17 protein-coding genes are annotated in these 23,257 nt (G+C 44.0%); 14 read left to right on the forward strand and 3 right to left on the reverse strand.

Features of this window, described 5'->3' with window-relative positions; genetic code table 11:
• Positions 1-158: 158 nt before the first annotated feature.
• From GQS54_RS03210 to GQS54_RS03265, 12 genes are all read left to right on the forward strand, one after another.
• Positions 159-3,053, forward strand: coding sequence for a TonB-dependent receptor (locus GQS54_RS03210; protein WP_166422565.1), 2,895 nt, complete (start codon positions 159-161; stop codon positions 3,051-3,053).
• Positions 3,054-3,122: 69 nt separating this feature from the next.
• Positions 3,123-5,957 carry a discoidin domain-containing protein gene (locus GQS54_RS03215; protein ID WP_166422566.1) on the forward strand — a complete coding sequence of 945 codons (2,835 nt, stop codon included), beginning with the start codon at positions 3,123-3,125 and terminating at the stop codon, positions 5,955-5,957.
• A 91-nt stretch (positions 5,958-6,048) separates the two neighbouring features.
• Positions 6,049-6,918, forward strand: coding sequence for a BadF/BadG/BcrA/BcrD ATPase family protein (locus GQS54_RS03220; protein WP_166422567.1), 870 nt, complete (start codon positions 6,049-6,051; stop codon positions 6,916-6,918).
• A gap of 40 nt (positions 6,919-6,958) precedes the next feature.
• A complete protein-coding gene (locus tag GQS54_RS03225; RefSeq protein ID WP_166422568.1) occupies positions 6,959-7,939 on the forward strand; it encodes a N(4)-(beta-N-acetylglucosaminyl)-L-asparaginase in 981 nt (326 codons plus the stop codon).
• Positions 7,936-9,696 (forward strand): endo-beta-N-acetylglucosaminidase, encoded by a 1,761-nt coding sequence (locus tag GQS54_RS03230; RefSeq protein WP_166422569.1) that lies wholly within the window; start codon positions 7,936-7,938, stop codon positions 9,694-9,696. Before GQS54_RS03225 ends, GQS54_RS03230 begins: the two co-directional genes overlap by 4 nt.
• Positions 9,696-10,421, forward strand: coding sequence for a copper homeostasis protein CutC (locus GQS54_RS03235; protein WP_166422803.1), 726 nt, complete (start codon positions 9,696-9,698; stop codon positions 10,419-10,421). Before GQS54_RS03230 ends, GQS54_RS03235 begins: the two co-directional genes overlap by 1 nt.
• A gap of 92 nt (positions 10,422-10,513) precedes the next feature.
• A complete protein-coding gene (locus GQS54_RS03240; protein WP_166422570.1) occupies positions 10,514-13,084 on the forward strand; it encodes a glycoside hydrolase family 2 protein in 2,571 nt (856 codons plus the stop codon).
• Positions 13,084-14,874, forward strand: coding sequence for a sodium:solute symporter family protein (locus tag GQS54_RS03245; protein WP_166422571.1), 1,791 nt, complete (start codon positions 13,084-13,086; stop codon positions 14,872-14,874). The genes GQS54_RS03240 and GQS54_RS03245 overlap by 1 nt, the downstream gene beginning before the upstream one ends.
• An 8-nt stretch (positions 14,875-14,882) precedes the next feature.
• Positions 14,883-17,111 carry a GH92 family glycosyl hydrolase gene (locus tag GQS54_RS03250; protein WP_166422572.1) on the forward strand — a complete coding sequence of 743 codons (2,229 nt, stop codon included), beginning with the start codon at positions 14,883-14,885 and terminating at the stop codon, positions 17,109-17,111.
• Between the two features lie 71 nt (positions 17,112-17,182).
• Positions 17,183-18,178, forward strand: coding sequence for an SIS domain-containing protein (locus tag GQS54_RS03255; protein ID WP_166422573.1), 996 nt, complete (start codon positions 17,183-17,185; stop codon positions 18,176-18,178).
• Positions 18,179-18,404: 226 nt separating this feature from the next.
• Entirely contained in the window at positions 18,405-19,466 is a 1,062-nt protein-coding gene (locus GQS54_RS03260) for a hydrolase (RefSeq protein ID WP_166422574.1), read from the forward strand.
• Positions 19,467-19,485: 19 nt separating this feature from the next.
• A complete protein-coding gene (locus GQS54_RS03265) occupies positions 19,486-19,722 on the forward strand; it encodes a YheU family protein (RefSeq protein WP_166422575.1) in 237 nt (78 codons plus the stop codon).
• A gap of 11 nt (positions 19,723-19,733) precedes the next feature.
• Here GQS54_RS03265 and GQS54_RS03270 read toward each other — a convergent pair whose 3' ends face one another.
• The 3 genes from GQS54_RS03270 to nudE are packed head-to-tail and all read right to left on the reverse strand — an operon-like array spanning position 19,734 to position 21,726.
• On the reverse strand, positions 19,734-20,330 hold the full coding sequence (locus GQS54_RS03270) for a YceI family protein (RefSeq protein WP_166422576.1): 597 nt from the start codon (positions 20,328-20,330) through the stop codon (positions 19,734-19,736).
• Positions 20,327-21,163, reverse strand: a complete 837-nt coding sequence (gene cysQ, locus GQS54_RS03275; RefSeq protein ID WP_166422577.1) for a 3'(2'),5'-bisphosphate nucleotidase CysQ — start codon at positions 21,161-21,163, stop codon at positions 20,327-20,329. Before cysQ ends, GQS54_RS03270 begins: the two co-directional genes overlap by 4 nt.
• Entirely contained in the window at positions 21,163-21,726 is a 564-nt protein-coding gene (gene nudE / locus GQS54_RS03280; RefSeq protein ID WP_166422578.1) for an ADP compounds hydrolase NudE, read from the reverse strand. Before nudE ends, cysQ begins: the two co-directional genes overlap by 1 nt.
• A 94-nt stretch (positions 21,727-21,820) precedes the next feature.
• Between nudE and yrfG the strand changes: the two genes are divergently transcribed.
• Both yrfG and ppa read left to right on the forward strand, forming a co-directional pair.
• Positions 21,821-22,504 (forward strand): GMP/IMP nucleotidase, encoded by a 684-nt coding sequence (yrfG, locus tag GQS54_RS03285; protein WP_166422579.1) that lies wholly within the window; start codon positions 21,821-21,823, stop codon positions 22,502-22,504.
• A 156-nt stretch (positions 22,505-22,660) separates the two neighbouring features.
• Positions 22,661-23,194, forward strand: a complete 534-nt coding sequence (gene ppa / locus GQS54_RS03290; protein ID WP_166422580.1) for an inorganic diphosphatase — start codon at positions 22,661-22,663, stop codon at positions 23,192-23,194.
• Positions 23,195-23,257 lie beyond the last annotated feature (63 nt).

Raw genomic sequence — 23,257 nt, forward strand, 5'->3', positions numbered from 1 at the left:
TCGATTACATTTTATTGGATAGAAAACTTCCAATTAAATGACCTGTATACAACGTAAAACAAAGAAAAAATAAGCAGTTACTGAAGTAAACCGCGGCGCATGTTCACGGTTACATTTAGTTAAAGCGGTACTATCCGATGGCGATTAGGGAAACACATATGAACAACACCAGTGACAAAATATTTGGTAAATCCATGCTGAGCTTAGCCGTTGTGTGTGCTTTGGGCCTCATGCCCTCGCATGCCTTTGCGCAACAAGCAGATGATAACTCCAGTGCAAGTGTAGACGAAACTGAAGTGATTCAGGTTCGTGGTATTCGTGCATCAGCAGCAGAAAACTTAGCTATTAAGCGACTTTCGAATGCCGTAGTTGATGCCATTACTGCAGAAGATATTGGTAAGTTTCCAGACAAAAACGTTGCTGATTCATTGCAGCGTGTGCCTGGTGTCGTTATTCAACGTAATGGCGGTGAGGGCTCAAGTGTTAGTATTCGTGGTTTGTCCCCTAGCCTTACGTTTACCCAGCTAAACGGTAACTTCATTGCGGCATCTTCAGGCAATCCGTCCCGTTCATTTTCATATGAATTACTTCCCTCTAATCTGGTCGGCAAAGTTGAGCTTTTTAAATCGTCTGAAGCACGTTTAGACGAAGGAGGCATTGGCGGTACGGTTATTGTGCATAGCCGTAAACCACTGGATATGGAAAAAAATTCTGGTGTTGTCAGTCTTGAATATACCTATGCTGATATTACTGATAAATACGAGCCTCAGTTAAGCGGTATTTACTCATGGAAAACCGATGATGAAGATTTTGGTTTCTTGGTGGGTTTTACCCAACAGGATCGAACCAACCGTACCCAAACTTCTCGCGTTAATATTATTAATCAAAATTTTCTCTACACCGAGCGCAGAAATGGTCAAGAAATAGAAGGTGGTGCACAAGGTTATGCAAGGCAAAGTTTAGTTCAAGAGGTATTAGAAGAAGATCGTCAACGCACCGGCGTTCAGTTTACTGCCCAGTGGCGCCCTACCGACAATTTAGAAATCGGTTTCAATTATTTTCAATTTAAACTCGGATTAGATTCCGTTTTACACCAACTCGAATATCCAGAATGGCACGATACTAACCAATTTATGACCGACGTGTACGTTGATGCTGAGGCACAGTACGTAACCGGTATCGATTACGCCAGAGGTGTTTCAGGTGAAGCGCTGGACACGCAAATTCCTCGTATGAATGGTGAATACGTAGTTGAAGAGTCTACCTCTGATACGTTTGATTTCTTTATGGAATACGAAGGCAGTGAATTTAATGTGAAATTCGTTGCCGGTCATACAGAAGCTGAAGGCGGCCCTAGCGAGAAATATCGTGCAGCTTACTATTCTGGTAGTACCGCAGATTATTGGGGCTGGCGTTTCGAGAATGAAAATCTAGTGACCAATATCGACCCAGAAATGTTTAACCGCTTAAAAGCCGGTGAAGGTGGTCAAGCGGATATAGGTGCTACAGATTCAAGTTTTGTTGGTGGTACACAAGAAGAGGATTATGCGCAAATCGATACTGATTGGTTTGTTGATTGGGGCATAGTAGAAACATTGCGTTTTGGTATGAAGTATCGCAAAGGCTCTATTCATCGTGATACCCGAAATACTTATTACCTAGACAAGGATTTTGATGTTGCTGCGGGAGAAGCGCGTCCTGGAGGGATCACCCTAGATGATGACTATTCACGCAATGGTGGAATTCCACTCTTAACTACGGTTATCGCTGATCAACCGTTAGGTAACCTTGGCGGCTCAATAAATACCAATCTTTTCCCTGTGGTAAATTGGAATAAATACCAAAACGAGTTGGAAAATAATTTCCAACGTTATACTCGCTTTGAACCAGACTTTGTTTATGAAGTTGAAGAAGAGGTCAAAGTCGCTTACGTACAAGCTGACTACCGTTGGGAAAATTTCCGCGGTAACTTTGGTTTGCGCTTTATTGATACCGTCAATACAAACACCGCCAGTGATCGTTTGGAATACCGTTTGGATCGCGTGAATTTGGACGGTGAAGATGTTGCCCAAATCAATGGGATAGTCCGTGATGTTATCGTCAATCCAAAAGAAAATTCTTACAGCCATGTATTACCGAGCTTTAACATTGCTTGGGATATTAACGACGATTGGGTACTGCGCGGCGCCGCTGCCAAAGCCCTATCCCGCCCGGATTATGCTGATTTAGGCCAGTTCCAAACACTTACCTATAACTCAAGCGAATGGGAAGCCGACTCCAGTGACCGCCCAGACTATGATCCTCAGCGCGATGGCGAAGGTTGGACCGGAGGAGGTGGTAACTCATCTTTGCGCCCGCTCGAATCAGTGCAATATGACCTATCTCTTGAGTATTACTACGGCGAAGGCTCAGGTGTGAGCCTGGCGGTATTCTTGAAAAAAATCGATAACTTTGTTGTGCCATTTGTGCTTGACGTGAACACCAGTGTACCGGATCAAACTTTTACATTGGTTGAATCAGGAGGAGGCACAGTCAATGTCGGTGGTGATATTTTAGTGCGCGACTTCGACACAGCTGCAAATGGTACCGATGCTGAATCAAAAGGCGTTGAATTCTCATTCCAACATTTCTTTGATAATGGCTTTGGTGTATCGGGTAACTATACACGCAACATTACCAGTGCCGCCACAGTCGAGACAGATGGACGTATTGTTGGTGAATCACCGCTGACTGGTAGTTCTAAATACCAAGGCAATTTTTCAGGATTTTATGAAAATAATGATTATAGCGTTCGTGTTTCCTATAACCGCCGAGGCCCAACTATCGGTGTGTTAGCAGAAGATTGGGATATTAATCGCTATAGCGATACCTACGACCAAATTGACGTAAACGCAAGCTACAGCATCAATGAAGATATTACTTTGAGCGCATCGGTTATCAATCTGACAAAGTCTGAAGACTACGTCCATTTAGGAGATGACACCAAAACTCGTTTCTTAACCAATTCGTACAGCGGTCGTCGATTCTTTGCTGGGATCAACTACAGATTTTAGAGTGCCAAATCGGCTTATTTAAGTCGATTAAATGGAACGTAAAAAGACAGATTGAATAGAGGAATAATAATGAAAAAGCTCAAAATGAATAAAACCACAGTGGCCATGCTGATGGCAATGAGCACCCTATATGGTTGTGGCGGCGGGGCAGATGATCCCAATCCAAGTGATGCCGTTGATACACGTATTACTACCTCTGCTACCCTTACTGGTAGCGCGGTTAAAGGTAGTTTAGACAGCGCGCAAATTAGCGTTGAACAAATGAATGATTCGCCCATTAATATCACTAGCGGTGAACTAACGGATGCATCAGGAAATGTTAACTTGGTTGTGCAAAGCGCTCTTGGTTTCGGTATCAATAGTCCATTTAAAGTGACTGTTACCGCTACCGATACAACTAGCATGATATGCGATGCCATTGATTGCGCTGGTGTTGATATGGGGCAAGAATTAAGCGGTGAGCCATTAACCGGTACTGTGCTTAAATCATTGTCTTTCGTCAATGTACCTTACGGATCTCAAGCGTCCAGCAGTAACCTACCTTTGCAAGCGAATGTCCTTACGACTATCGCTACACCATTAGTGGAAAACGCAGTTGCGAACGGTGCCAATATTACCCTAAAAGTGTTGTTTGATTTACAAGCCGTAACAGCTTCTGACTTAGCACTACGGGCATTGGGTATTTCTGCTCCCGGTGTTAACGTGTTTGAAACGGCACTTGTCAGTGCAGAATCTTACGAAAACTTTGTTATAGGTGAAGATTGCTCCACCGTTATTTCAACTGATGCACAGGGCAACGAAGTTTCACAAGAAGAGTGTAGCGACGTACTCGCTGCACCAGCGGTTATTACACTATCGTTAGCCAATGCTGCATTTGCTAACGTTGCACAAGACGAGAGCTTTAATGCGCGTTTTGATGCGGTTAATACTGCCATTACAACGGCGATAGAAGGCGATACGACCGCACTTATACCTATTAGAGAACGCTTACTTGCATCCGTTAGTGCAGTACCGTTTCTCTCTGAATTGGGTATATCTGCTGAAAGTGTGATCGATGTCGGTTTATCTTTTGCTCTGGATGATGAAAATAGTGGCCCAGTTCAAGAAGTAACCACAGCTGATAACCTCGCCGGAGCAACGATCACTGGTCGCGCACGTATCAGTGACGGTGAAGCTGAAACCATGGCGTTTGATAAAGACACGCAAACTAAATGGTTAGACAACGGGGGAGTACCCAGTGCAGAAGAACCTTCTTGGGTACAAATTGAATTTTCTGAAGCTCATGCAGTTAGCAGTGTTTTTATCACCAGCGCCAATGATGCACCTGAGCGGGACCCAGAGAACTTTGACTTATTGGGGTCAAATGACGGTGAAACCTGGGTAACACTCGCTAGCTTCTTAGGGGAATCTTTTGATGAACGTTTTGAACGTAAAGAATTTTCATTCTCGAACGGCCTAGCGTATTCATTCTATCGTTTGAATATCACTAAAAACAAAGGCGATACGAGCTTAATGCAACTTGCTGAAATCCAGTTAGTTGGCCCAATTTACACAAGTACAGATCACACTGATCCGGTAGGCGTGGCCACCATCACTGGTCGCGCGCGTATTAGTGACGGCGAAGCCGAAACGATGGCGTTTGACAATGACGGGCAAAGCAAGTGGTTAGATAATGGTGGCGTGCCCAGTGTTGAAGAACCTTCTTGGGTAAGAGCTGATTTCCCTGAATCCGTTGCGGTCAACGTATTGGCAATCACCAGCGCCAATGATGCGCCAGAGCGGGATCCTGAAAACTTTAGCCTTGTTGGTTCGAACGATGGTGGAGCGACATGGACGACTATCGGTGACTGGTTGGGTGAGTCATTTGACGAACGTTTCGAGCGCAAACTATTCATTGCTAATAATACCTTGGCTTATAGTAGCTACCGACTAAATATTAGTAAAAATAAAGGCGATACCAGCTTAATGCAGTTGTCTGAAATTGAACTTATTGGGCCTGAAGCGGCTAGTGTTCAACATAGTCACGGGGCAGGCGTCACATATACTGAGCGAGCGCGTATTAGTGATGGCGAAGCAGGTTCAATGGCCTTTGATAAAGACACCCAGACCAAGTGGTTAGACAACGGTGGTGTGCCTTCGGTTGAAGAGCCGTCTTGGGTTGTGGTTGCGTTACCTGAAGCTGCTGCGGTAAATACGCTTGCACTGACAAGCGCGAATGACGCACCAGAACGTGATCCTGAAAACTTCGCAGTCTGGGCATCAAATGACAATGAAAACTGGGTTGAGTTAGCCAGTTGGTTGGGTGAGAGCTTCGACGAGCGTTTCGAACGTAAGCAATACGCTTTCTCCAATGACGTTGGATTTAGCTTCTACCGTTTTAATATCACCAAAAACAAAGGTGATAATACCTTGATGCAAATTGCCGAAATTGAGCTGATTGGTCCACAAGTCGCTTCTGTTGATATTTCATCTACGCCAGGCACTACTATTACTGGCCGAGCACGTATCAGTGATAATGAAGCTGAAACCATGGCCTTTGACGACTTAACAAGTACCAAGTGGTTAGACAACGGTGGCGTACCTAGTGTTGAAGAACCATCATGGGTTCAACTTGACTTCGTTGCGCCGCGCATCGTGAACAGTATCTCCATCACCAGTGCCAATGATTCACCAGAACGTGATCCTGAAAATTTCACAGTCTTGGGTTCAAACGATGGTGGGGCCACATGGGAAGAAGTGGAGTCGTGGATTGGTGAAAGCTTTGACAACCGATTTGAGCGTAAGCTTTTCGAAATGAGAAATGGTTTTGCTTACACTAGCTATCGAATCAATATCACCAAAAACAAAGGTGACAGCAATTTAATGCAACTTGCGGAAATTGAATTGATAGGTCCAAGCGAATAAGTAAAACATGAGTTTAAAGTCCACTATTCATCTTGGTGGGCTTTCTTCTTTTTTCTTTATTTGAAAACCACTAAGACAAAAACGAATCAATATGCATGAGCAATTTTACCTCGGAATAGATGCAGGCGGAACGCAAACACGGGCCGCCTTATATGACCATAACAATGTGTTAATAGGAGAAGGTGCTGGTGGACCAGGTAATCCAGTCAATGGGCTACATCTAGCGCAAGCTTCGATTGTCCAAGCTGCAGAGAACGCCTTGTTCAATGCGCATCTTATCAATGTGAGTCTCGACCAATTGCACTTAGGTGCCGGAATTGCTGGCCTGCACTTACCAAGCCAGCAAGAGGCGATGAAACAATGGCAACACCCTTTTAAATCACTTTTTTGTACCACCGACTTGCATGCAGCAGTGACGGGAATGCATCAAGGAGAAGATGGAGGCGTCATTATTCTGGGAACTGGCTTTAGCGCGTTGGGTGTGGTTAAAGGTGTTATGCATCCTATTGGCGGATACGGTTTCCCGATTAACGCCCAAGGTAGTGGCTCATGGCTAGGTTTGCAAGCGGTTGAGGCGTCTCTACTCGCCCATGATGATATCGGAACACCTACTAGCATGCTGACAGCCATGACCGAGCAAGAGGATATTCTCTCGCTAGCAACACGTTTAAATCATGCTACCTCTACTGAATTTGCCTCGTTCTCGCCGCTGGTATTCGAACATGCGAGCCAAGGCGATCTTGTTGCTAAAGCTATACTTGAACAAGCCACCGAGTTCTTACAGCGGGTGATTTTGCAGCTCAACAAGTTAGGTATAAGTGAAGTAGTTTTGGTCGGCAGTGTCGCACAGAGATTGCACAGCCGATTAAATACTCGTTGTAGTAGCTGCCTTGTCGCAGGAAAGGCATCTGCCGAGTTTGGTGCAATGCTACTGGCAAAGAAAAATCTCGACAATTCGTAAGCCCTTAAATAACCCCATCAGTAAGATAAAGAGAATAAATATGACGGCCACACGCAGAGGTTTTTTAAAGTTTTCATTTTTAAGTAGTGTTGTTGGAGCATTAACGGGCGTGAGCAAGTCCGTGATGGCGGCAAAGAAACCGAATAAACCTATTGTGGTTTCTACATGGGAGCATGGTTTAGCGGCGAATGCAGTTGCATGGCAGGTACTCAATAATCATGGTCGCGCGTTAGATGCGGTAGAAAAAGGTGTTCGCGTGCCAGAAGCCGATCCTGATGTAAGAACCGTTGGCTTAGGAGGGTATCCTGATAGTGACGGTAATGTCACATTAGATGCCTGCATCATGGATGAAAATATGAACTGTGGCGCAGTAGCTTATTTGCAAGATATTAAGCATCCCATTTCAGTTGCGCGCAAAGTGATGGAAGAGACACCGCACGTTATGTTAGTTGGCAGCGGTGCAAAAAAGTTTGCCTTAGAGCAAGGCTTCACATCAGAAAACTTATTAACTGATCAGTCCAAAAAGGACTGGTCAGAATGGAAAAAGTTAGGTCAACAGAAAAAACAAATCAACATAGAAAACCACGACACGATAGGTATGTTGGCGCTTGATGATGCTGGTAATTTGAGTGGTGCATGTACTACTAGTGGCGCCGCTTTCAAATTACCAGGTCGAGTGGGGGACTCGCCAATTATTGGTGCTGGGCTGTATGTTGATAATGAAGTTGGCGCAGCTACGGCAACCGGAATGGGCGAGCTAATGATGAAAACGGTTGGTTGTCACCTTGTGGTCGAACTTATGCGCCAAGGGGCATCACCACAAGAGGCATGTCAAAAAGCAGTTCAAAGGATAGCCACTCGACTGGATGACTTTGCTGAATTTCAAGTAGGCTTCCTCGCGTTAAATAAAGCGGGGGAATACGGCGCTTACTGTATACAGCCGGGGTTTAACTATGCCGTCAGAGACATCAGCGGTGAGCACCTGTTTGATGGTGAGAATCTACTGGGAGCGTCTAAATGATAACTAGGCTGGTGGGTGTACTCTTCCTTCTTTGTGTCAGTTTTACCCATGGGGCAGAGCTGCACATCAAAGCTAATCAAGCGCCTTTTGCATTAACCTTAGATCAAGTCATGAACTGGCGAGCTGATGGCGAGTTCACGTCACTGGACAACGTCTCTAGTGAGCCTTTGGCTCGTCGCTACCCTGCACAGCTCGATGATGCTCGGGCAGATTTGGATACACGGGTTAAAATATTGTACGCCCCTGATGGTATGAACAATTTCGCGAATTATCTGACTTCTCAAGATAAATTTAATTTATACAATTTTACTCATTGGTCACAAATCGATGTATTGAATTGGTTCGCGGGCACGGCTGATCACGTGGTGCAAATACCGGCCCGACCATGGGTAGATATCGCTCATAAAAACGGCGTAAAGGTGATTGGCTCAATTTTCTTAGCTATTGCTAAATACGGCGGCAGTCCCGATACCGCCGAAGCGTTACTTAAACAAGACGAAAATGGCCGTTTCATTATGGCGCACCGACTGGTCGATATTGCCCAGTACTATGGATTTGATGGTTGGCTGATGAATCAAGAGACCAACTTAACTGCCGTTAAAGACGCAAGCAATGAATTAGTCGAAGGTGAGACAGACACTAAGCGCGGAAAGGCCTTAGCGAAGAAGATGCTAGCGTTTATGCAGTATTTGACGGCCATCGCACCTCAAACAATGGAGATCCATTGGTATGACTCCATGCTCGAAAATGGTCAAGTACGTTGGCAAAATCAACTGAATGCCAAAAACCAAGCATTTTTACAACAAGGTGTAGCGAGTGCCGACGCTATGTTTATGAACTATTGGTGGAACAAACCTATGGTTGAGCGTTCCGTAGCGCTGGCTCAACAATTAGGCCGTTCAGGTTATGAGTTGTACTTTGGCGTTGATCTATGGCCAAGTCGCAATGCTCAGCGCGCGTTTAGCAAAACCCAATGGTTGCACGACTTATTTGATCCTGATTCGAGCCAAGGTCTGACCTCTATTGCTTTATTTGCTCCAAATTTTAATTTCAATTTTAGTGGTGAAACCCACACTCCCATCTTTAGCCACTTTAAAGACGACCCTAATGACTACCTTAGTTTTTATCAAACCGAGCAGCGTTTATTTGTTGGTGACGATTTGAATTTGGCAACGAACGACAAAAATACCTGGCCAGGAATAGGCCGTTATTTACCCGCTAAAACGACGATTGCTGCTTTGCCGTTTGTGACGAATTTTAATACAGGCCAAGGCCAGATGTTAATTGAAAATGGTCAAAAGGTCTTAAATGGCTGGACTGATATGAGCAAGCAAGACCTATTACCCACCTGGCAGTTTGCTGTGTATGGTAATGCGTCAATGTCGGTGGAATACAACTTCGAACAGGTGTTTTCTGGAGGAAGTTCTTTAGCATTTAAAGGAACGCTAACTAATCAAGAAACCCAGATCCCGTTATATCAAACCAATATGCTTGTTGGCGCTGAAAACGAAGTAAGCCTGACTGTCAAAGGCAGCACTGTTGGCATGTCTTTTTATATTCAAACTGCCGATGGCAAGCGCCATGCTTACTTGCTCAATAATTATCAATCAACGGATAAAGGCCGTGGTTGGCAGCGCTATTCCATAGCATTGAAAAACATATCAAAGCAGCATTTAGTGCAAATCGGTGTGCTTTTTTCAAAGGATATTTCTGTTGATGATGTGGCAGTCTACGTGGGTCAATTGGCGATTAAGTGATGATTGATATAGAGATTTGCTTAGCATGCGATCACCCTGACGATGTTGCTAAGCAAGTTAAGGCCGCATATGCCGGAGGTGCCACTCGAGTTGAGCTTTGTAGTCATATGGCGCAAGAGGGATTAACGCCTAGCTTTAATGCAATGGTAACGGCTAAAGCTGCAGCGCAAAAAGACCAACAGCTGTTATCGATGATACGCCCTCGCGGAGGGGACTTTTGTTATGACGCAAGTGATATAAAATACATGCAACGTGACATTCGTCTAGCCGCCCAAGCGGGTATGCATGGCGTAGTACTTGGCACGCTCACGCAACATAATACCCTCGATATATTCAATTTGAAGTCGCTGCTAGCTCTCGCTGAAAAATCGAATTTAATGGTGACGTTTCATCGTGCTTTTGATGCACTGGTGGAGCCAGAACAAGCCATTACGACTTTAATTGACTTGGGGGTTAAACGAATTCTGACGTCTGGGGTCGCTTGGGGAAGCAGCGATAAAGCGGTGCAACATATTGATCGATTGGAACATTACCTGCAAATTGCCAATGGTAATATTGAAATTGTTATTGGCGGTGGAATAACGTCATCCAGCGCGCGCCAGATTTCTGCTCAAATTGCTCGCTCGTCATATTACTCCTTCCACGCATACTCCTTCGCAATCTGTCATGGCCTGGTGCATAAAGATCGAGTTAAAGAACTCTATCAAGGGGTGAATGACACATAGTCCCGACTTAATATTTGACATCTTTCTCGTGGGCCATTTTTCATTGGGCGCGCCCACGTTAGATATTCCGCCCATTTCACCCATTGGTTTTTATGATTAACAACGAAAATAAGGCACAAATGAAGACATTAACGCTAAATGGAACATGGCAATTTTGCCAAGCTGACAAGCAAGATTGGCGAAGTGCTGAGGTTCCTGGCTGTAATTTTACTGATCTTCTCACCCATAAATTGATAGATGATCCGTTTGAGCGAGACAACGAGTCACATTTACAGTGGATAGAGAAAGAAGATTGGCATTATCGTCGCTCATTTACGGTTTCCGCTGCCGATTTGGCGCACAGCGAGGCCAAACTGGTTGCATTGGGATTGGACACGTTCTGCGATATTTATCTTAATGGTCAACACTTGGCCAGCGGAAAAAATATGTTTGTGGGTCAGCATCTTAGCTGCAAGGACTTACTTGTTGTGGGTGAGAATGAGTTGACTATCCACTTCCGTTCTCCCATGAATGAAGTGTATCCTCAATTTGTTGCAAACGGTTTTACCTATCCAGCGGAGAACGACAAGAGCGACGAGAAGCTCAGTGTTTTCTGTCGTAAGGCGCCGTGCCATTTTGGTTGGGATTGGGGGCCAAAATTTGTGACCTCTGGCATTTGGCGCGATATCTATTTGTCATTTATCGATGGTGCAGAAATCAAAGACGTGCACTTTATTCAACACAGACTAACGTCAAAACGTGCTGATTTTAGTTTCGAGTTGGATATCGCCGCATTGGCTGATTTTGACGGTGAGCTACAGCTCACATGTGAACAAGCACCACAATTGAATCAAATGCAAAAGGTGGTTTTTTCGACCTCATTCACGAGCCAACATGTTTCTGTCAATCTCACCTTAGCGGATCCTAAGCGCTGGTGGCCAAACGGATTGGGAGACGCTTTTCTATATGACTTCAACTTCGCATTAGTCAAAGGTACACAGGTACTTGCGAGTCATACATTAGCCGTGGGTTTGCGAGAAATTGAAGTAGTTAACCAAGCTGATGAAATGGGGGAGTCGTTTTATTTTAAAGTCAACGGTCATCCTGTGTTTATGAAAGGCGCTAACTATATTCCTGATGATAGCTTTATTCACAGGGTAAGTGATGCGCGCCACCAACAGGTTTTTGATGCTGTAGTTGCTGGCAACATGAATATGCTGCGGGTTTGGGGCGGCGGTATTTATCAAGATGATACCTTTTATGAGTTAGCTGATCGCAATGGCATCTTGATTTGGCAAGACTTTATGTTTGCTTGCACCTTGTATCCTGGCGACGAAGAGTTTCTATCGAATGTCAGACAAGAAGCACAATACAATGTTAAACGACTGCGTAATCATCCTTGTATCGCGATGTGGTGTGGTAATAACGAAGTGGATATGGCCATTGAAAAATGGCAGTGGGCTGAAAAATTTGCCTATTCAGATGAACTCTATTCGCGCTTAAAACAGGACTATATGAGACTGTTTGATGATTGCTTGCCTAATGTTATAAAAACCCTTGATAGCCAACGTTTTTATTTACGCTCTTCACCCATTGGCTTTTGGGAAAATGATGAAGACAATAAGGCAAATCATCATTATTGGGGAGTTTGGCATGGTGAAGAGCCGTTCACCGAATATAAAAAACGTATTCCGCGCTTTATGAGTGAATATGGTTTTCAATCATTTCCTATTGCCGAATCAACTTATCGTTTCACGCGGCCTGAGGATCGAGAACTAGACTCAGCCGTAATGCAGGTGCATCAAAAACATCCTCGCGGTAATAAGTTAATACGCAGCTATATGGATGAAGAGTTTCATCCGCCAAAAGATTTCGAGCAGTTACTCTATTTGAGCCAAGTACAACAGGCATTAGGTTTAAAAATGGCCTTTGAAGCTCACCGAAAAGCAATGCCATTTTGCATGGGTACCTTGTACTGGCAGCTAAATGACACTTGGCCTGCGGCCTCTTGGTCGGGTATTGATTATTACGGCCATTGGAAAGCTCTACATTATCAAGCTAAGCGTAGTTTTGCTCAGCAGTTATTAGTCATAGAACAAAGTGACAACCGCTTAGATGTGACACTGGTGTCTGACGATCTAACGACATTTCCAGCTACATTGCAGGTTACTATTTATCAATTTACAGGCGATATTTTGTGGTCACATAAGCAAAGTGTCATTGTGCCAGCCAATAGCTCTGAAGAGATCTTCAGCCTTGAATTAGCCAACATTATCTCACAGGAACAGCGAGATAATTCAGTAATAGTAGCGAGTCTCGTTGATGTCAAAAGTGCACAAATACTCGCGCAAAACTCACACTTTTTGGTGGCCAATAAAGCCTTGGCTTTGCAGTCAGCCAATATTGCGTGCACAACGATAATAGCTAACGAGCAGCTAACGGTAACATTTGAGACCGATACCTTTGTCCGTCAAATGTATGTCAGTGTTAGTGGGCATGATGGCAATTTTAGCGATAATTTCTTTGATCTCATACCCTCGCTACCAAAGACTATTAGTCTGTCTTTACCCGGTATGAGTCACAAAGATATTAACGCATTAGCAGATCGCCTGAGTTGGAGTTCGTTAATTGACAGCTTTGATCATCAATATGCTCAGACTCCTCACAGGGTTGGAATAAAGTAATGAATTTAAGTTGGATAGATATTGTTGTCATCATGGCCTACTTGGTGGCGGTATTGATGATTGGTTTATATATCTCTAAGCGTGCAAGCCGGGACATGGATTCCTATTTTTTAGGGGGCAAAACCATCCCCTGGTGGGCGCTTGGGGTGTCAAATGCGTCGGGCATGTTCGATATTGCTGGCACTATGTGGCTGGTATCCATGTGCTTCGTATACGGTTTAAAAAGTGCTTGGTTACCTTGGATTTGGCCGATATTTAATCAAATATTTTTAATGATTTACCTATCAGTGTGGCTGCGTCGTTCAAATGTTATGACCGGAGCGCAGTGGATGGAGACCCGATTTGGCACAGGCAAAGGCGCAGAAATGAGCCAAATGGTGGTGGTGGTCTTTGCGCTCGTCAGTGCTATCGGTTTTATCGCATACGCCTTTAAAGGTATAGGAAAATTCGCCGCGATCTTTTTCCCTTGGGAATTATCCCCGGATATCTACGCGTTAATTATTTTCTCAATCACGACCATTTATGTCGTAAAGGGAGGAATGTATAGCGTGGTATTCACCGAAATTCTGCAATTTATCATTATGACTATAGCGGCGATTTCGGTGGGCGTGATAGCGATGTATATGGTGTCCCCTGAACAATTAGCCGCTGCCACACCAGCAGGCTGGGATAATTTATTCTTTAGCTGGCAGCTAGACCTTAATTGGCAAGGCTTGATTGATAGTGTCAATGTGAAAGTAGAAGAAGACGGTTTAGAGCTATTCGGCTTGATGATCATGATGATGTTGTTTAAAGGGGTGCTATCAAGCATGGCGGGCCCCGTTCCTAATTATGATATGCAACGTATTTTGGCCACCAAAAGCCCTAAAGATGCCGCCAAAATGAGTGGTTTAGTGTCTTTGGTTATGTTTTTCCCGCGCTACATGATGGTTGCTGGGCTGTCTATCTTAGCCATTGTATACATGGGGCCGGATATTCAAGCACAAGGTAAACAATTCGATTTCGAACAGATATTGCCTTTCGCCATCAATAACTTTGTGCCTGTTGGCCTAACAGGCCTGCTAATCGCTGGGTTATTGGCCGCATTTATGTCGACCTTTGCTGCGTCGGTTAATGCTGCCCCTGCTTACTTTGTGAATGATATTTATCGTCGTTATTTTCGTCCTAACGCCGACAGTCGCACCTATGTGCGTGTGAGCTATATCGTCTCGGTGTTATTGGTTTTATTTGGTATGGGCCTGGGCCTAATGCTGGGCAGTATAAACGCCATTATGCAATGGATTTTTGCTGCCTTGTTTGGCGGGTATGCGGCTGCCAATTTATTAAAATGGCATTGGTGGCGATTCAACGCCTATGGGTATTTTTGGGGCATGTTAGCCGGATTAATTGGGGCGTTGCTGCTACCAATTGCATTACCTGATGTTCAGCCGCTTATGGCATTCCCGCTATTGTTGCTTTTCGGTTTAATCGGCTCTGTAGTGGGTACGTTGTTAACCCCTGTGGAATCTGACGAAGTGCTTTGTGAGTTCTACCGTACCGTCAAACCTTGGGGATGCTGGGGGCCTATTCGTGACAAAGTGATAGCGCAGGATCCTGATTTTGTGCCCAACAAAGAATTTTCCCGGGACATGGTCAATGTGATAGTGGGTATTGTTTGGCAATTAGCCCTAGTGGTTATGCCTATTTATTTAGTGATCCAGCAGTGGTGGTCAATGCTGGCTGCCTTTGGTGTCATTTTAGTCACTAGCTGGCTCTTGAAAAAGAACTGGTTAGATAAACTTCCTGAGTGAGTTGTAGTATGAAAAAACATATTTTAGCGAGCGTATTCTCGGTATGCGCATTTGGTGGACTAACGGGGTGTGCTGCGACTTTGGTCAAGCACAACAACTTTGAGTCTGTTAACAGTACACTTGATGTTAACGCATTAGCTTACGTTGACCCTTTTATTGGTACTGGTGGTCACGGTCATACATTTCCTGGTGCGGTTGTGCCTTTTGGTATGGTGCAGTTAAGCCCAGATAATCCGTCTAAAGGCTGGGATTGGACCTCAGGTTATAACTACAGTGACAACCAGCTATTGGGCTTCAGTCATACCCATTTGTCAGGCACGGGGGTGGGGGATTTACTTGACGTGCTGGTTATGCCGTTCCGCGGTGATTACCAAATCCGCCGCGACAACGCGTTAAAGCGAGTGGTTAGTGAATATTCACATACTGATGAGACTGCGTCAGCAGGATTTTACCAGGTAGGGTTACCACAAGAAAAAGTCAATGCAGAACTAACCGCAACTCAGCGCAGTGGCGTGCATCGATACACTTATTCAGGTAAAGAAGACGCTAAAATACTTATAGATTTGGGCTACGCACAAAATTTCGATAAGTCTGTGGCGACCTTTATGCGGGTGTTAGATGATCACACTTTAGTGGGCTATCGTATTTCAACAGGGTGGACAGATTTTCAACCCGTGTATTTTATCGCTCAATTTAATCAACCATTTCGCTATCAGTTTTATAAAGAAGGTGAAGCGCAATCAGGTCCGTTCATTAATACCGAGAAAAGCGAAGTTGTGTTGAATTTTGGTGATATAGCCAATCAGCCTTTGGTGACTAAAGTAGGCATTTCTTATGTCAGTATTGATGGAGCAAAGCTGAATCTAGCGTCAGAGGTGCCTGATTTCGACTTCGACAATGTTAAGCAGCAAGCAGAAATGCTTTGGGCTAAGCAGTTAGGAAAATTCAAGGTAACTGACAGCAATGAGCAAGCTAAGCGTAAGTTTTATACTGCTTTGTACCATTCATTTTTAGCTCCTCAGACTTTTAATGATGTCAATGGCAGTTATTTTGGCGCAGATGGTAGCGCCCACAATAGCCTCGATTTTAAACGTTATTCATTGTTTTCATTATGGGACACCTTTCGTGCATTGCATCCGCTATTGACCATTTCTAATGGTGATCGAGTCGATGACATGGTCAGTTCTATGATGGCTTTTTATAATGAGACAGGTTTGCTGCCTTCTTGGGATTTGATGGCCAATGAAACGGATGTAATGATTGGTTATCATGCCGTACCGGTTATCGTTGATGCTTACTTTAAAGGGCTGACGACGGTTAATCCTGAGCAGCTTTTGAAAGCGTTAAAAGCCTCTGCCATGCAGGAGCGTTTCGGAATAGACTTATTTGCCAAGTATGGCTATGTACCGTCTGACTTAGAAGTTGAAGCGGTGTCTAAAACCTTGGAATATGCGTTTGACGATTGGGCGATTGCACGTCTTGCCAAAACCCTGAATAAGGACGCGGATTATCAATATTTCAGCCAACGATCCGAGTCCTACAAAACGCTGTTTGATAAACAAACAGGTTTTATGCGCGGTAAAACCGTAACTGGCGACTGGGTAAAAAACTTTAGCCCAACCCATGTCGATCACAGAACAACCGATTACACCGAGGCAAATGCATGGCAATACACGTGGTTTGTGCCCCATGACGTTAATGGACTAATGGCATTATTTGGTGGCGAGGATCCGTTTATAGCAAAATTAGATACCTTGTTCGAGATGGACTCTTTTATGGAAGGCGACGTCTCTCCCGATATTTCAGGCTTAATTGGGCAATATGCGCATGGGAATGAGCCAGTTCATCACGTGCCTTATATGTATTCACTTACGTCACAAAAGTGGAAAGGTGAACAGCGTATTAAGCAAATTCGCGACACCATGTATCGGGATAACCCCGATGGGCTATCAGGTAACGATGATGTAGGACAAATGTCTGCTTGGTATGTATTCAGCGCGATGGGTTTTTATCCCTTAAATCCCGCCGATGGACAATATGTATTGGGTACCCCGCAATTTCAGCAAGTTGATATTCAACTGCCAGAGAACAAAACGTTCACTGTTAAACGGGTTGTTTCAGGCAAAAAAGCAGATGCTTATGTCAAACACGCCACGCTAAATGGTAAGCCAGTCAACATGAACACGATTAGCCATAAAGATGTGATGAAAGGCGGTGAGCTGATCTTTACTTTTTAGCCTTTCATTGATTTTTTCAGGTGGCCAATAGCGCCACCTTCTTTTCTTGAATAACATCTTTGGAGACATTAATGACCAGTATTATGGCAAGGGAAGCATCTGCTTCACCTACGTTGATTGCTGAACAGTTAACGCTGAATAAACCAATTTGTGAGCGTTTAGCGGTTAAAATACGTCAGTTTAATCCTAGCGTGGTGTATATCATCGCCAGAGGTTCATCGGATCACGCTGGGGTATTCGCTAAGTACTTGATTGAAATTGAATTAGGTATTCCTGTTGTTGCGGCAGCTCCCTCAGTCGTCACTGTTTTTAATAAACAATTGAAACTGCACGATGCGTTAGTTATCGGCATTTCCCAGTCAGGTCGCAGCCCAGACATATTGCAACATATGCAGATGGCGAAAGAAGCGGGGGCGTTATGCTTAGGGCTGGTAAATGATGAAACCTCACCACTAGCAAGCTTGGTTGATGAGTTGATTCCCCTCAGAGTCCAGCAAGAAGTCGCGGTGGCAGCAACCAAGAGTTATCTAGCCTGTTTAAGCGCTCTATTGCAGTTGGTGGCATACTGCAAAGGTGATCCTGATTTAATTGATGCCGTTACGCAGATCCCACAGGCACTTACCATTGCCATTGATGGACCAGCACAGCTTGAGGCTAATATGTTCAAAGGCTGTGACAAATGTATTGTCTTGGGCAGAGGGTTTGGTTACGCCATCGCTAAAGAAGTCGCCTTAAAATTAAAAGAGGTGTGCACAATACAGGCTGAAGCATTCTCCAGTGCAGAGTTTGTGCATGGGCCAATTGCTTTAGCGCAAAAAACACTGAAGGTATTGAGCCTAACGCTAATTGATGAATCAATCGATGCCCATCAGCAGCAAGTAGTCGACGTGATTAAGCGCGGCGCTAATGTGGTGCGACTTGATCAATTCCCTAAAACGCTCCACCCACGTATTGCTGCCTTAGTCTTAATGCAGCGCTTTTATCTCGACATCGCTGAGGTTTCATTGCAGCTGGGCTGCGATCCAGATACGCCATTGGGGTTAAATAAGGTGACCTTAACGGTTTAATATAGAACTGACATATTGCTCGGGTAAGTCTTACGTGAGGTTTAGGGCTAGGAGAATATTGACGTTTATTGGGCCTGTTTTCACCTTAAAACATTGCTCGTAGGCACATTTTTATCTCCTTAAACTCGGCCTTTCCTAGCGAAATTGCATATGCTTACATATGGCTGGGGAGTTGGTATACTCTGGTGAATGACTATTTTGCAATCTGGAATGCATACGCTACTCAATGTCTCAGTCTTTAACCGCTTCTCATGCGCTTGCCCCCCCTCAGACCCTTGCTGAAAATCATGTCTTTGGTGAAATTGTACAAAGTACTTTTATACCACCTTGGTGGGCTAAAAATCGGCATGTGCAAACTATTTGGCCGCGTTTTTTTCAGCGAAGATTAAAGGTGCACTGGCAAAAAGAACGCTTGATTTTACCTGATGGCGATTTTGTGAATTTAGCGTGGAGTGGCAAACGCCAAGATATTGAGCAGTCGAAAGGATTAGTGGTTGTTTTTCACGGTTTGGAAGGCTCAAATAAATCCCACTATGCCAACGATATGACCGCCAATTTGATTGCCCAGGGGTACGTTGTCGTTCTTATGCATTTTCGGGGTTGTGGTGGTGAGCATAACGCTCTGCCTAGAGCATATCACTCGGGTGAAACTCAAGATGCTTGGTATTTACTTAATTGGCTGGCAGAACTTTACCCCGGTGTACCTAAAGTGGCGATGGGCTTTTCATTAGGTGCCAATATGCTGCTAAAACTGTTGGGAGAGCGCCCAGAGCAAACGATTTTGCGTGGTGGTATAGCTATCTCTCCGCCATTTAAATTGGCTGAATGCTCATTAAGCATCAATCAAGGCATGTCGCGTATGTACCAGTCCTATCTTCTGAAAAGTATGATAAATAATTTGGTGGATAAAATGCGCACCATCGATTACTCCGATCATTTGGAAATTGATGACGTAAAAGCGCGAAAAATAAAGACATTTAAAGAGTTTGATGACCATGTCACGGCTCCTTTGCATGGTTTCGCTAGTGCCGACGATTACTATGATAAGTGCAGTGCAATTAATTTTTTAGCCAGTATTGTGACCCCAACCTTAATTATTCATGCTAAAGATGATCCCTTTATGAGTGAGTCGGTATTACCAAAAAAAACTGACTTAGCCACTATGGTCCGTCTTGAATTAAGTGACCGAGGGGGTCATGTTGGTTTTATGCAAGGAACGCCATGGCAACCCAGAATTTGGATGCATGAGCGAGTAAATCAATATTTTCAGGAGATTTTGCGCGTCTAAGCGCAATCTAACGTAGTTTATGATTATACCTATTAGTGAAATAAGTACCGATGCCCTTAGTAATCTGATTGAAGGATTTGTGTTACGAGAAGGAACCGATTACGGAGATGCTGATTGCAGCTTAGCTGATAAGGTGGAACAGGTGCGTGCGCAATTAAAATCAGGCGAGGCATTACTGGTGTATTCCGAATTACATGAAACCGTCAATATTATCCCCAAAGGCCAGCTAGAGCTGACCGATGAGATGACGGAGTAAGTTAACAGAGGTTACATTAATTCGATAAACGTCAAATTGAAGGTAACGGGCACGGTTGGGCTGATGCTTGACAACTTAGCGACGTTTTGCAACCAGTCGATGCCTGATTGTAAGCCATAATCCCCTGCATTTATCAGTATCGGCTTGGCGCTAGTGGCCACGAATCGATTGTGGTCAGTTTTAGTGATTTGCACTTCAACTTGCACGTCGTTTTGTTGGCCCATAATTGTCAGCTTACTCGGGATCACAAAGGTGCCAGACTGACCAGGGGTAAACTGAGTAATCTCTTCAGGGAGTGTTGCCGTCAAGGTTGCCTTGGGGAAGTTATCCACCATAAACAACTTTTCACGCATACGTGTATTACGAATATCGATCCCAGTTTGTACCGATGATAAGTCAATATCGACAGATAAGTCACCTTTGCTGCTCAGTGAGCCATCAAGCTGTGAGAAATGATGAATTTCGCTCACATTAACATTTTTAGTCGAGACGAAATTAAGGTGCGAAGAATCGTTTAATAAGCGCCAATCAGCAGAAGCAGATGCGCAGAAAAGAAAACTCGATATAACCGCTATTTTTAGTAGCCCAGTGCGCTTGGTAATGTTCATTTGTTATTTCCTGTGGTGTATTTTACGATGGTTTGCCAATTAACTCTTTGATCTCCCATGACGATAAAATCTGGGTTGGTGACTGAGTTGCGCTCGTTATAGCTAAGGGGAGAAAAGTCGTGAGCTAAAATGCTGCCCCCAGCCTCACTTACGATGCACTGAGATGCGCCCGTATCCCATTCTCCGGTGATACCTACCCGCAAAAACACATCTGCTTTACCTTCAGCAATAAAACACGATTTTAACGAACAACTGCCTGTGGGGTAGGTTTGATATGTACGATGATCACTCATGCTTTGCATGACTTTTTCTCTGGCTTGCCTGCGGCTGATAGCAATCATAACCGCATCATTTTCTATATCGTCAAATTTACGGACAAAAATTTGTTTATTCTCTGACAAGCTTTCTTTAAATGCGCCATTGTCTTTAGATGCAAAATACAGCGTCTCGCCAGGGGGCCAATATATCACCCCTATAATGGGCTGGTTTTTTTCGACTAATGCGATATTAACGGCAAAGTCACCACTTCTAGCAATAAACTCTTGAGTGCCATCAATAGGATCGATTAACCAATATCGATCCCAATCTTTTCGCTCGGCTAATTCACCGTTCTCAGACTCTTCTGACATAATTGGAATATGTGGGGTCTCACGCTGTAATATAGCCAGAATAACTTCATTGGCCTTATAGTCAGCTGACGTTACAGGAGAATCATCTTCTTTCTGATAACTTTGATAATCGCCGCTATCATAAATCTCCATAACCACTTTACCTGCCTCTCGGGCAGCGGTTTTAGCAATTTCGAGTAATGCAGGTATTTGGTTGATAGGCATTATTGTTCCTTTAACCACTTTTGGGCCAGAAAAAGCGCTGTGATACAGCGGGCTTCGATAAAATCTTCACGGGCAAGCAAACCATCAAGATCATGTATAGACCAGGGAATAACATCTAATGGCTCTGGCTCATCGCCAGGCAATGTTTGTTCATACAAATCTTCAGCGATGAATATATCCATGCGTGCATTAAAGAATGCCGGCGCCATACTGACGTTTTGTATGTAGTGAAGTTTTGCAGCGCCATAGCCCACTTCTTCTTTTAGCTCACGGTTTGCTGCATCTTTAGGCTCTTCACCTGCATCAATTAGGCCTTTAGGGAAACCTAATTGATAAGAATGCATACCAGCGGCATATTCTCGAACCAATAGAAATTCATGGTCGTTGATAAAAGGCACAATCATTACTGCGCCACGTCCACCGCCCGCCATGCGTTCGAAGGTACGTAATTCGCCGTTAGAAAACTCAAGATCAACCTGCTCAACGGTAAATAATCCGCTTTTGGCGACGGTTCGTCGTTGATGTATTTGTGGAAGTGGTTTGTTGGGGTCTATTTTGCTCATCTGCCTATCACGTTATCATAGCCTCACTAATTGCATCAATGACGCGTAAACTACTGTAAGTACGAATATAACGCTTAACTTAAGGACATGCCACTTGCCTGACTTACCTTGGAACAAAATTAAAACCGTTTTACTCGATATGGACGGTACATTACTCGATTTACATTTTGACAGTCACTTCTGGTTGGAGCACTTACCGCGCAAATATGCCAGTACAAAAGGGATCAGTGAGGAACAGGCAAAAGAATATATGATGGCCGAGTATCGTCAGGTATTTGGAACAATAGATTGGTATTGTTTAGACTATTGGGCGAGCCGACTTGAGCTAGACATCATGGAGGCCAAACGCGAGGTAGAGCACCTAATTGGCTTGCGTGATGACAGTATTCCATTTCTCGATGCCCTTAAAGCATCTGGCCGAGAGGTGGTATTAGTGACGAACGCGCATCCTGATAGCCTATCGTTAAAAGTTGAGCATACTGCTCTTGATAGCCATATCGACACGCTTATATCCACGCACGAATTCGGCGTTACCAAAGAGTCCCAGCTGTTGTGGCAAAAATTACAACGACGGCTTGGTTTTGATTGCCAACATACCTTGTTTGTGGACGATAGCTTGCCAATTTTGCAATCAGCTAAAGATTTTGGCATTGCACATTTACTGGCTGTGAGTAATCCAGACAGCCAATTACCGATAAAAAATGTTACACAATTTTTAGCGACACACGATTACCGCTCGCTTATCGCTGATATTGAAAAGCATCCGTTTGACGGGTAGCGCAACATTTAACGAAAAGTGACATTATTTGCTGTTATTTGCATATTTTTTCGCAATAACTTACAAAACCTGCGCTTTATTACCTCTGTGGCGTTTCATATTGTTGTTGATCGCCCTATAATTCGTGCCAATTTCATCAATCTATAGGTCAATTTTATGAGTCTTAACGATGTTCCAGCTGGTAAAAACTTACCGGAAGAAATTAATGTAGTTATTGAAATCCCTGCACATTCAGATCCAATAAAATATGAAGTGGATAAAGATACGGGAGCAATCTTTGTTGATCGCTTTATGGCGACATGCATGCATTATCCGACTAACTACGGCTATATAAACCAAACGTTATCTGAAGATGGCGATCCAGCTGATGTATTAGTCATGTCACCGTTTCCACTTTTGGCAGGTTGTGTCATCAAATGTCGCCCTGTTGGCGTGTTGAAAATGACCGATGAGTCAGGTACAGATGCGAAAATTTTAGCCGTTCCTGTTGATAAACTATCTACTATTTATCGTGGCATCAAAGATATCGACCAAGTTGATGAGTTGACCTTGAACCAGATCCAACACTTCTTCTCACATTACAAAGATTTAGAGCCTGGTAAATGGGTCAAAATCGATGGCTGGGAAAACGTTGAGTCAGCCAAAGCTGAAATTGTCAGCAGTGTAGAGCGTTACAAAAACGAAGGTTAATTTTCTCATGTTATAAAATGGGAATTTCTACCTAAAAGCCGACAGTCTGTCGGCTTTTCTATT

Source organism: Paraglaciecola sp. 20A4, assembly GCF_011378905.1.
Taxonomy (GTDB): domain Bacteria; phylum Pseudomonadota; class Gammaproteobacteria; order Enterobacterales; family Alteromonadaceae; genus Paraglaciecola.

Excerpts from the sequence above, each read along its gene's own strand:
- GQS54_RS03210 (WP_166422565.1), top strand. The coding sequence starts at position 159 with ATGAACAACACCAGTGACAAAATATTTGGTAAATCCATGCTGAGCTTA.
- GQS54_RS03215 (WP_166422566.1), top strand. The coding sequence starts at position 3,123 with ATGAAAAAGCTCAAAATGAATAAAACCACAGTGGCCATGCTGATGGCA.
- GQS54_RS03220 (WP_166422567.1), top strand. The coding sequence starts at position 6,049 with ATGCATGAGCAATTTTACCTCGGAATAGATGCAGGCGGAACGCAAACA.
- GQS54_RS03225 (WP_166422568.1), top strand. The coding sequence starts at position 6,959 with ATGACGGCCACACGCAGAGGTTTTTTAAAGTTTTCATTTTTAAGTAGT.
- GQS54_RS03230 (WP_166422569.1), top strand. The coding sequence starts at position 7,936 with ATGATAACTAGGCTGGTGGGTGTACTCTTCCTTCTTTGTGTCAGTTTT.
- GQS54_RS03235 (WP_166422803.1), top strand. The coding sequence starts at position 9,696 with ATGATTGATATAGAGATTTGCTTAGCATGCGATCACCCTGACGATGTT.
- GQS54_RS03240 (WP_166422570.1), top strand. The coding sequence starts at position 10,514 with ATGATTAACAACGAAAATAAGGCACAAATGAAGACATTAACGCTAAAT.
- GQS54_RS03245 (WP_166422571.1), top strand. The coding sequence starts at position 13,084 with ATGAATTTAAGTTGGATAGATATTGTTGTCATCATGGCCTACTTGGTG.
- GQS54_RS03250 (WP_166422572.1), top strand. The coding sequence starts at position 14,883 with ATGAAAAAACATATTTTAGCGAGCGTATTCTCGGTATGCGCATTTGGT.
- GQS54_RS03255 (WP_166422573.1), top strand. The coding sequence starts at position 17,183 with ATGACCAGTATTATGGCAAGGGAAGCATCTGCTTCACCTACGTTGATT.
- GQS54_RS03260 (WP_166422574.1), top strand. The coding sequence starts at position 18,405 with ATGTCTCAGTCTTTAACCGCTTCTCATGCGCTTGCCCCCCCTCAGACC.
- GQS54_RS03265 (WP_166422575.1), top strand. The coding sequence starts at position 19,486 with ATGATTATACCTATTAGTGAAATAAGTACCGATGCCCTTAGTAATCTG.
- GQS54_RS03270 (WP_166422576.1), bottom strand. The coding sequence starts at position 20,330 with ATGAACATTACCAAGCGCACTGGGCTACTAAAAATAGCGGTTATATCG.
- cysQ (WP_166422577.1), bottom strand. The coding sequence starts at position 21,163 with ATGCCTATCAACCAAATACCTGCATTACTCGAAATTGCTAAAACCGCT.
- nudE (WP_166422578.1), bottom strand. The coding sequence starts at position 21,726 with ATGAGCAAAATAGACCCCAACAAACCACTTCCACAAATACATCAACGA.
- ppa (WP_166422580.1), top strand. The coding sequence starts at position 22,661 with ATGAGTCTTAACGATGTTCCAGCTGGTAAAAACTTACCGGAAGAAATT.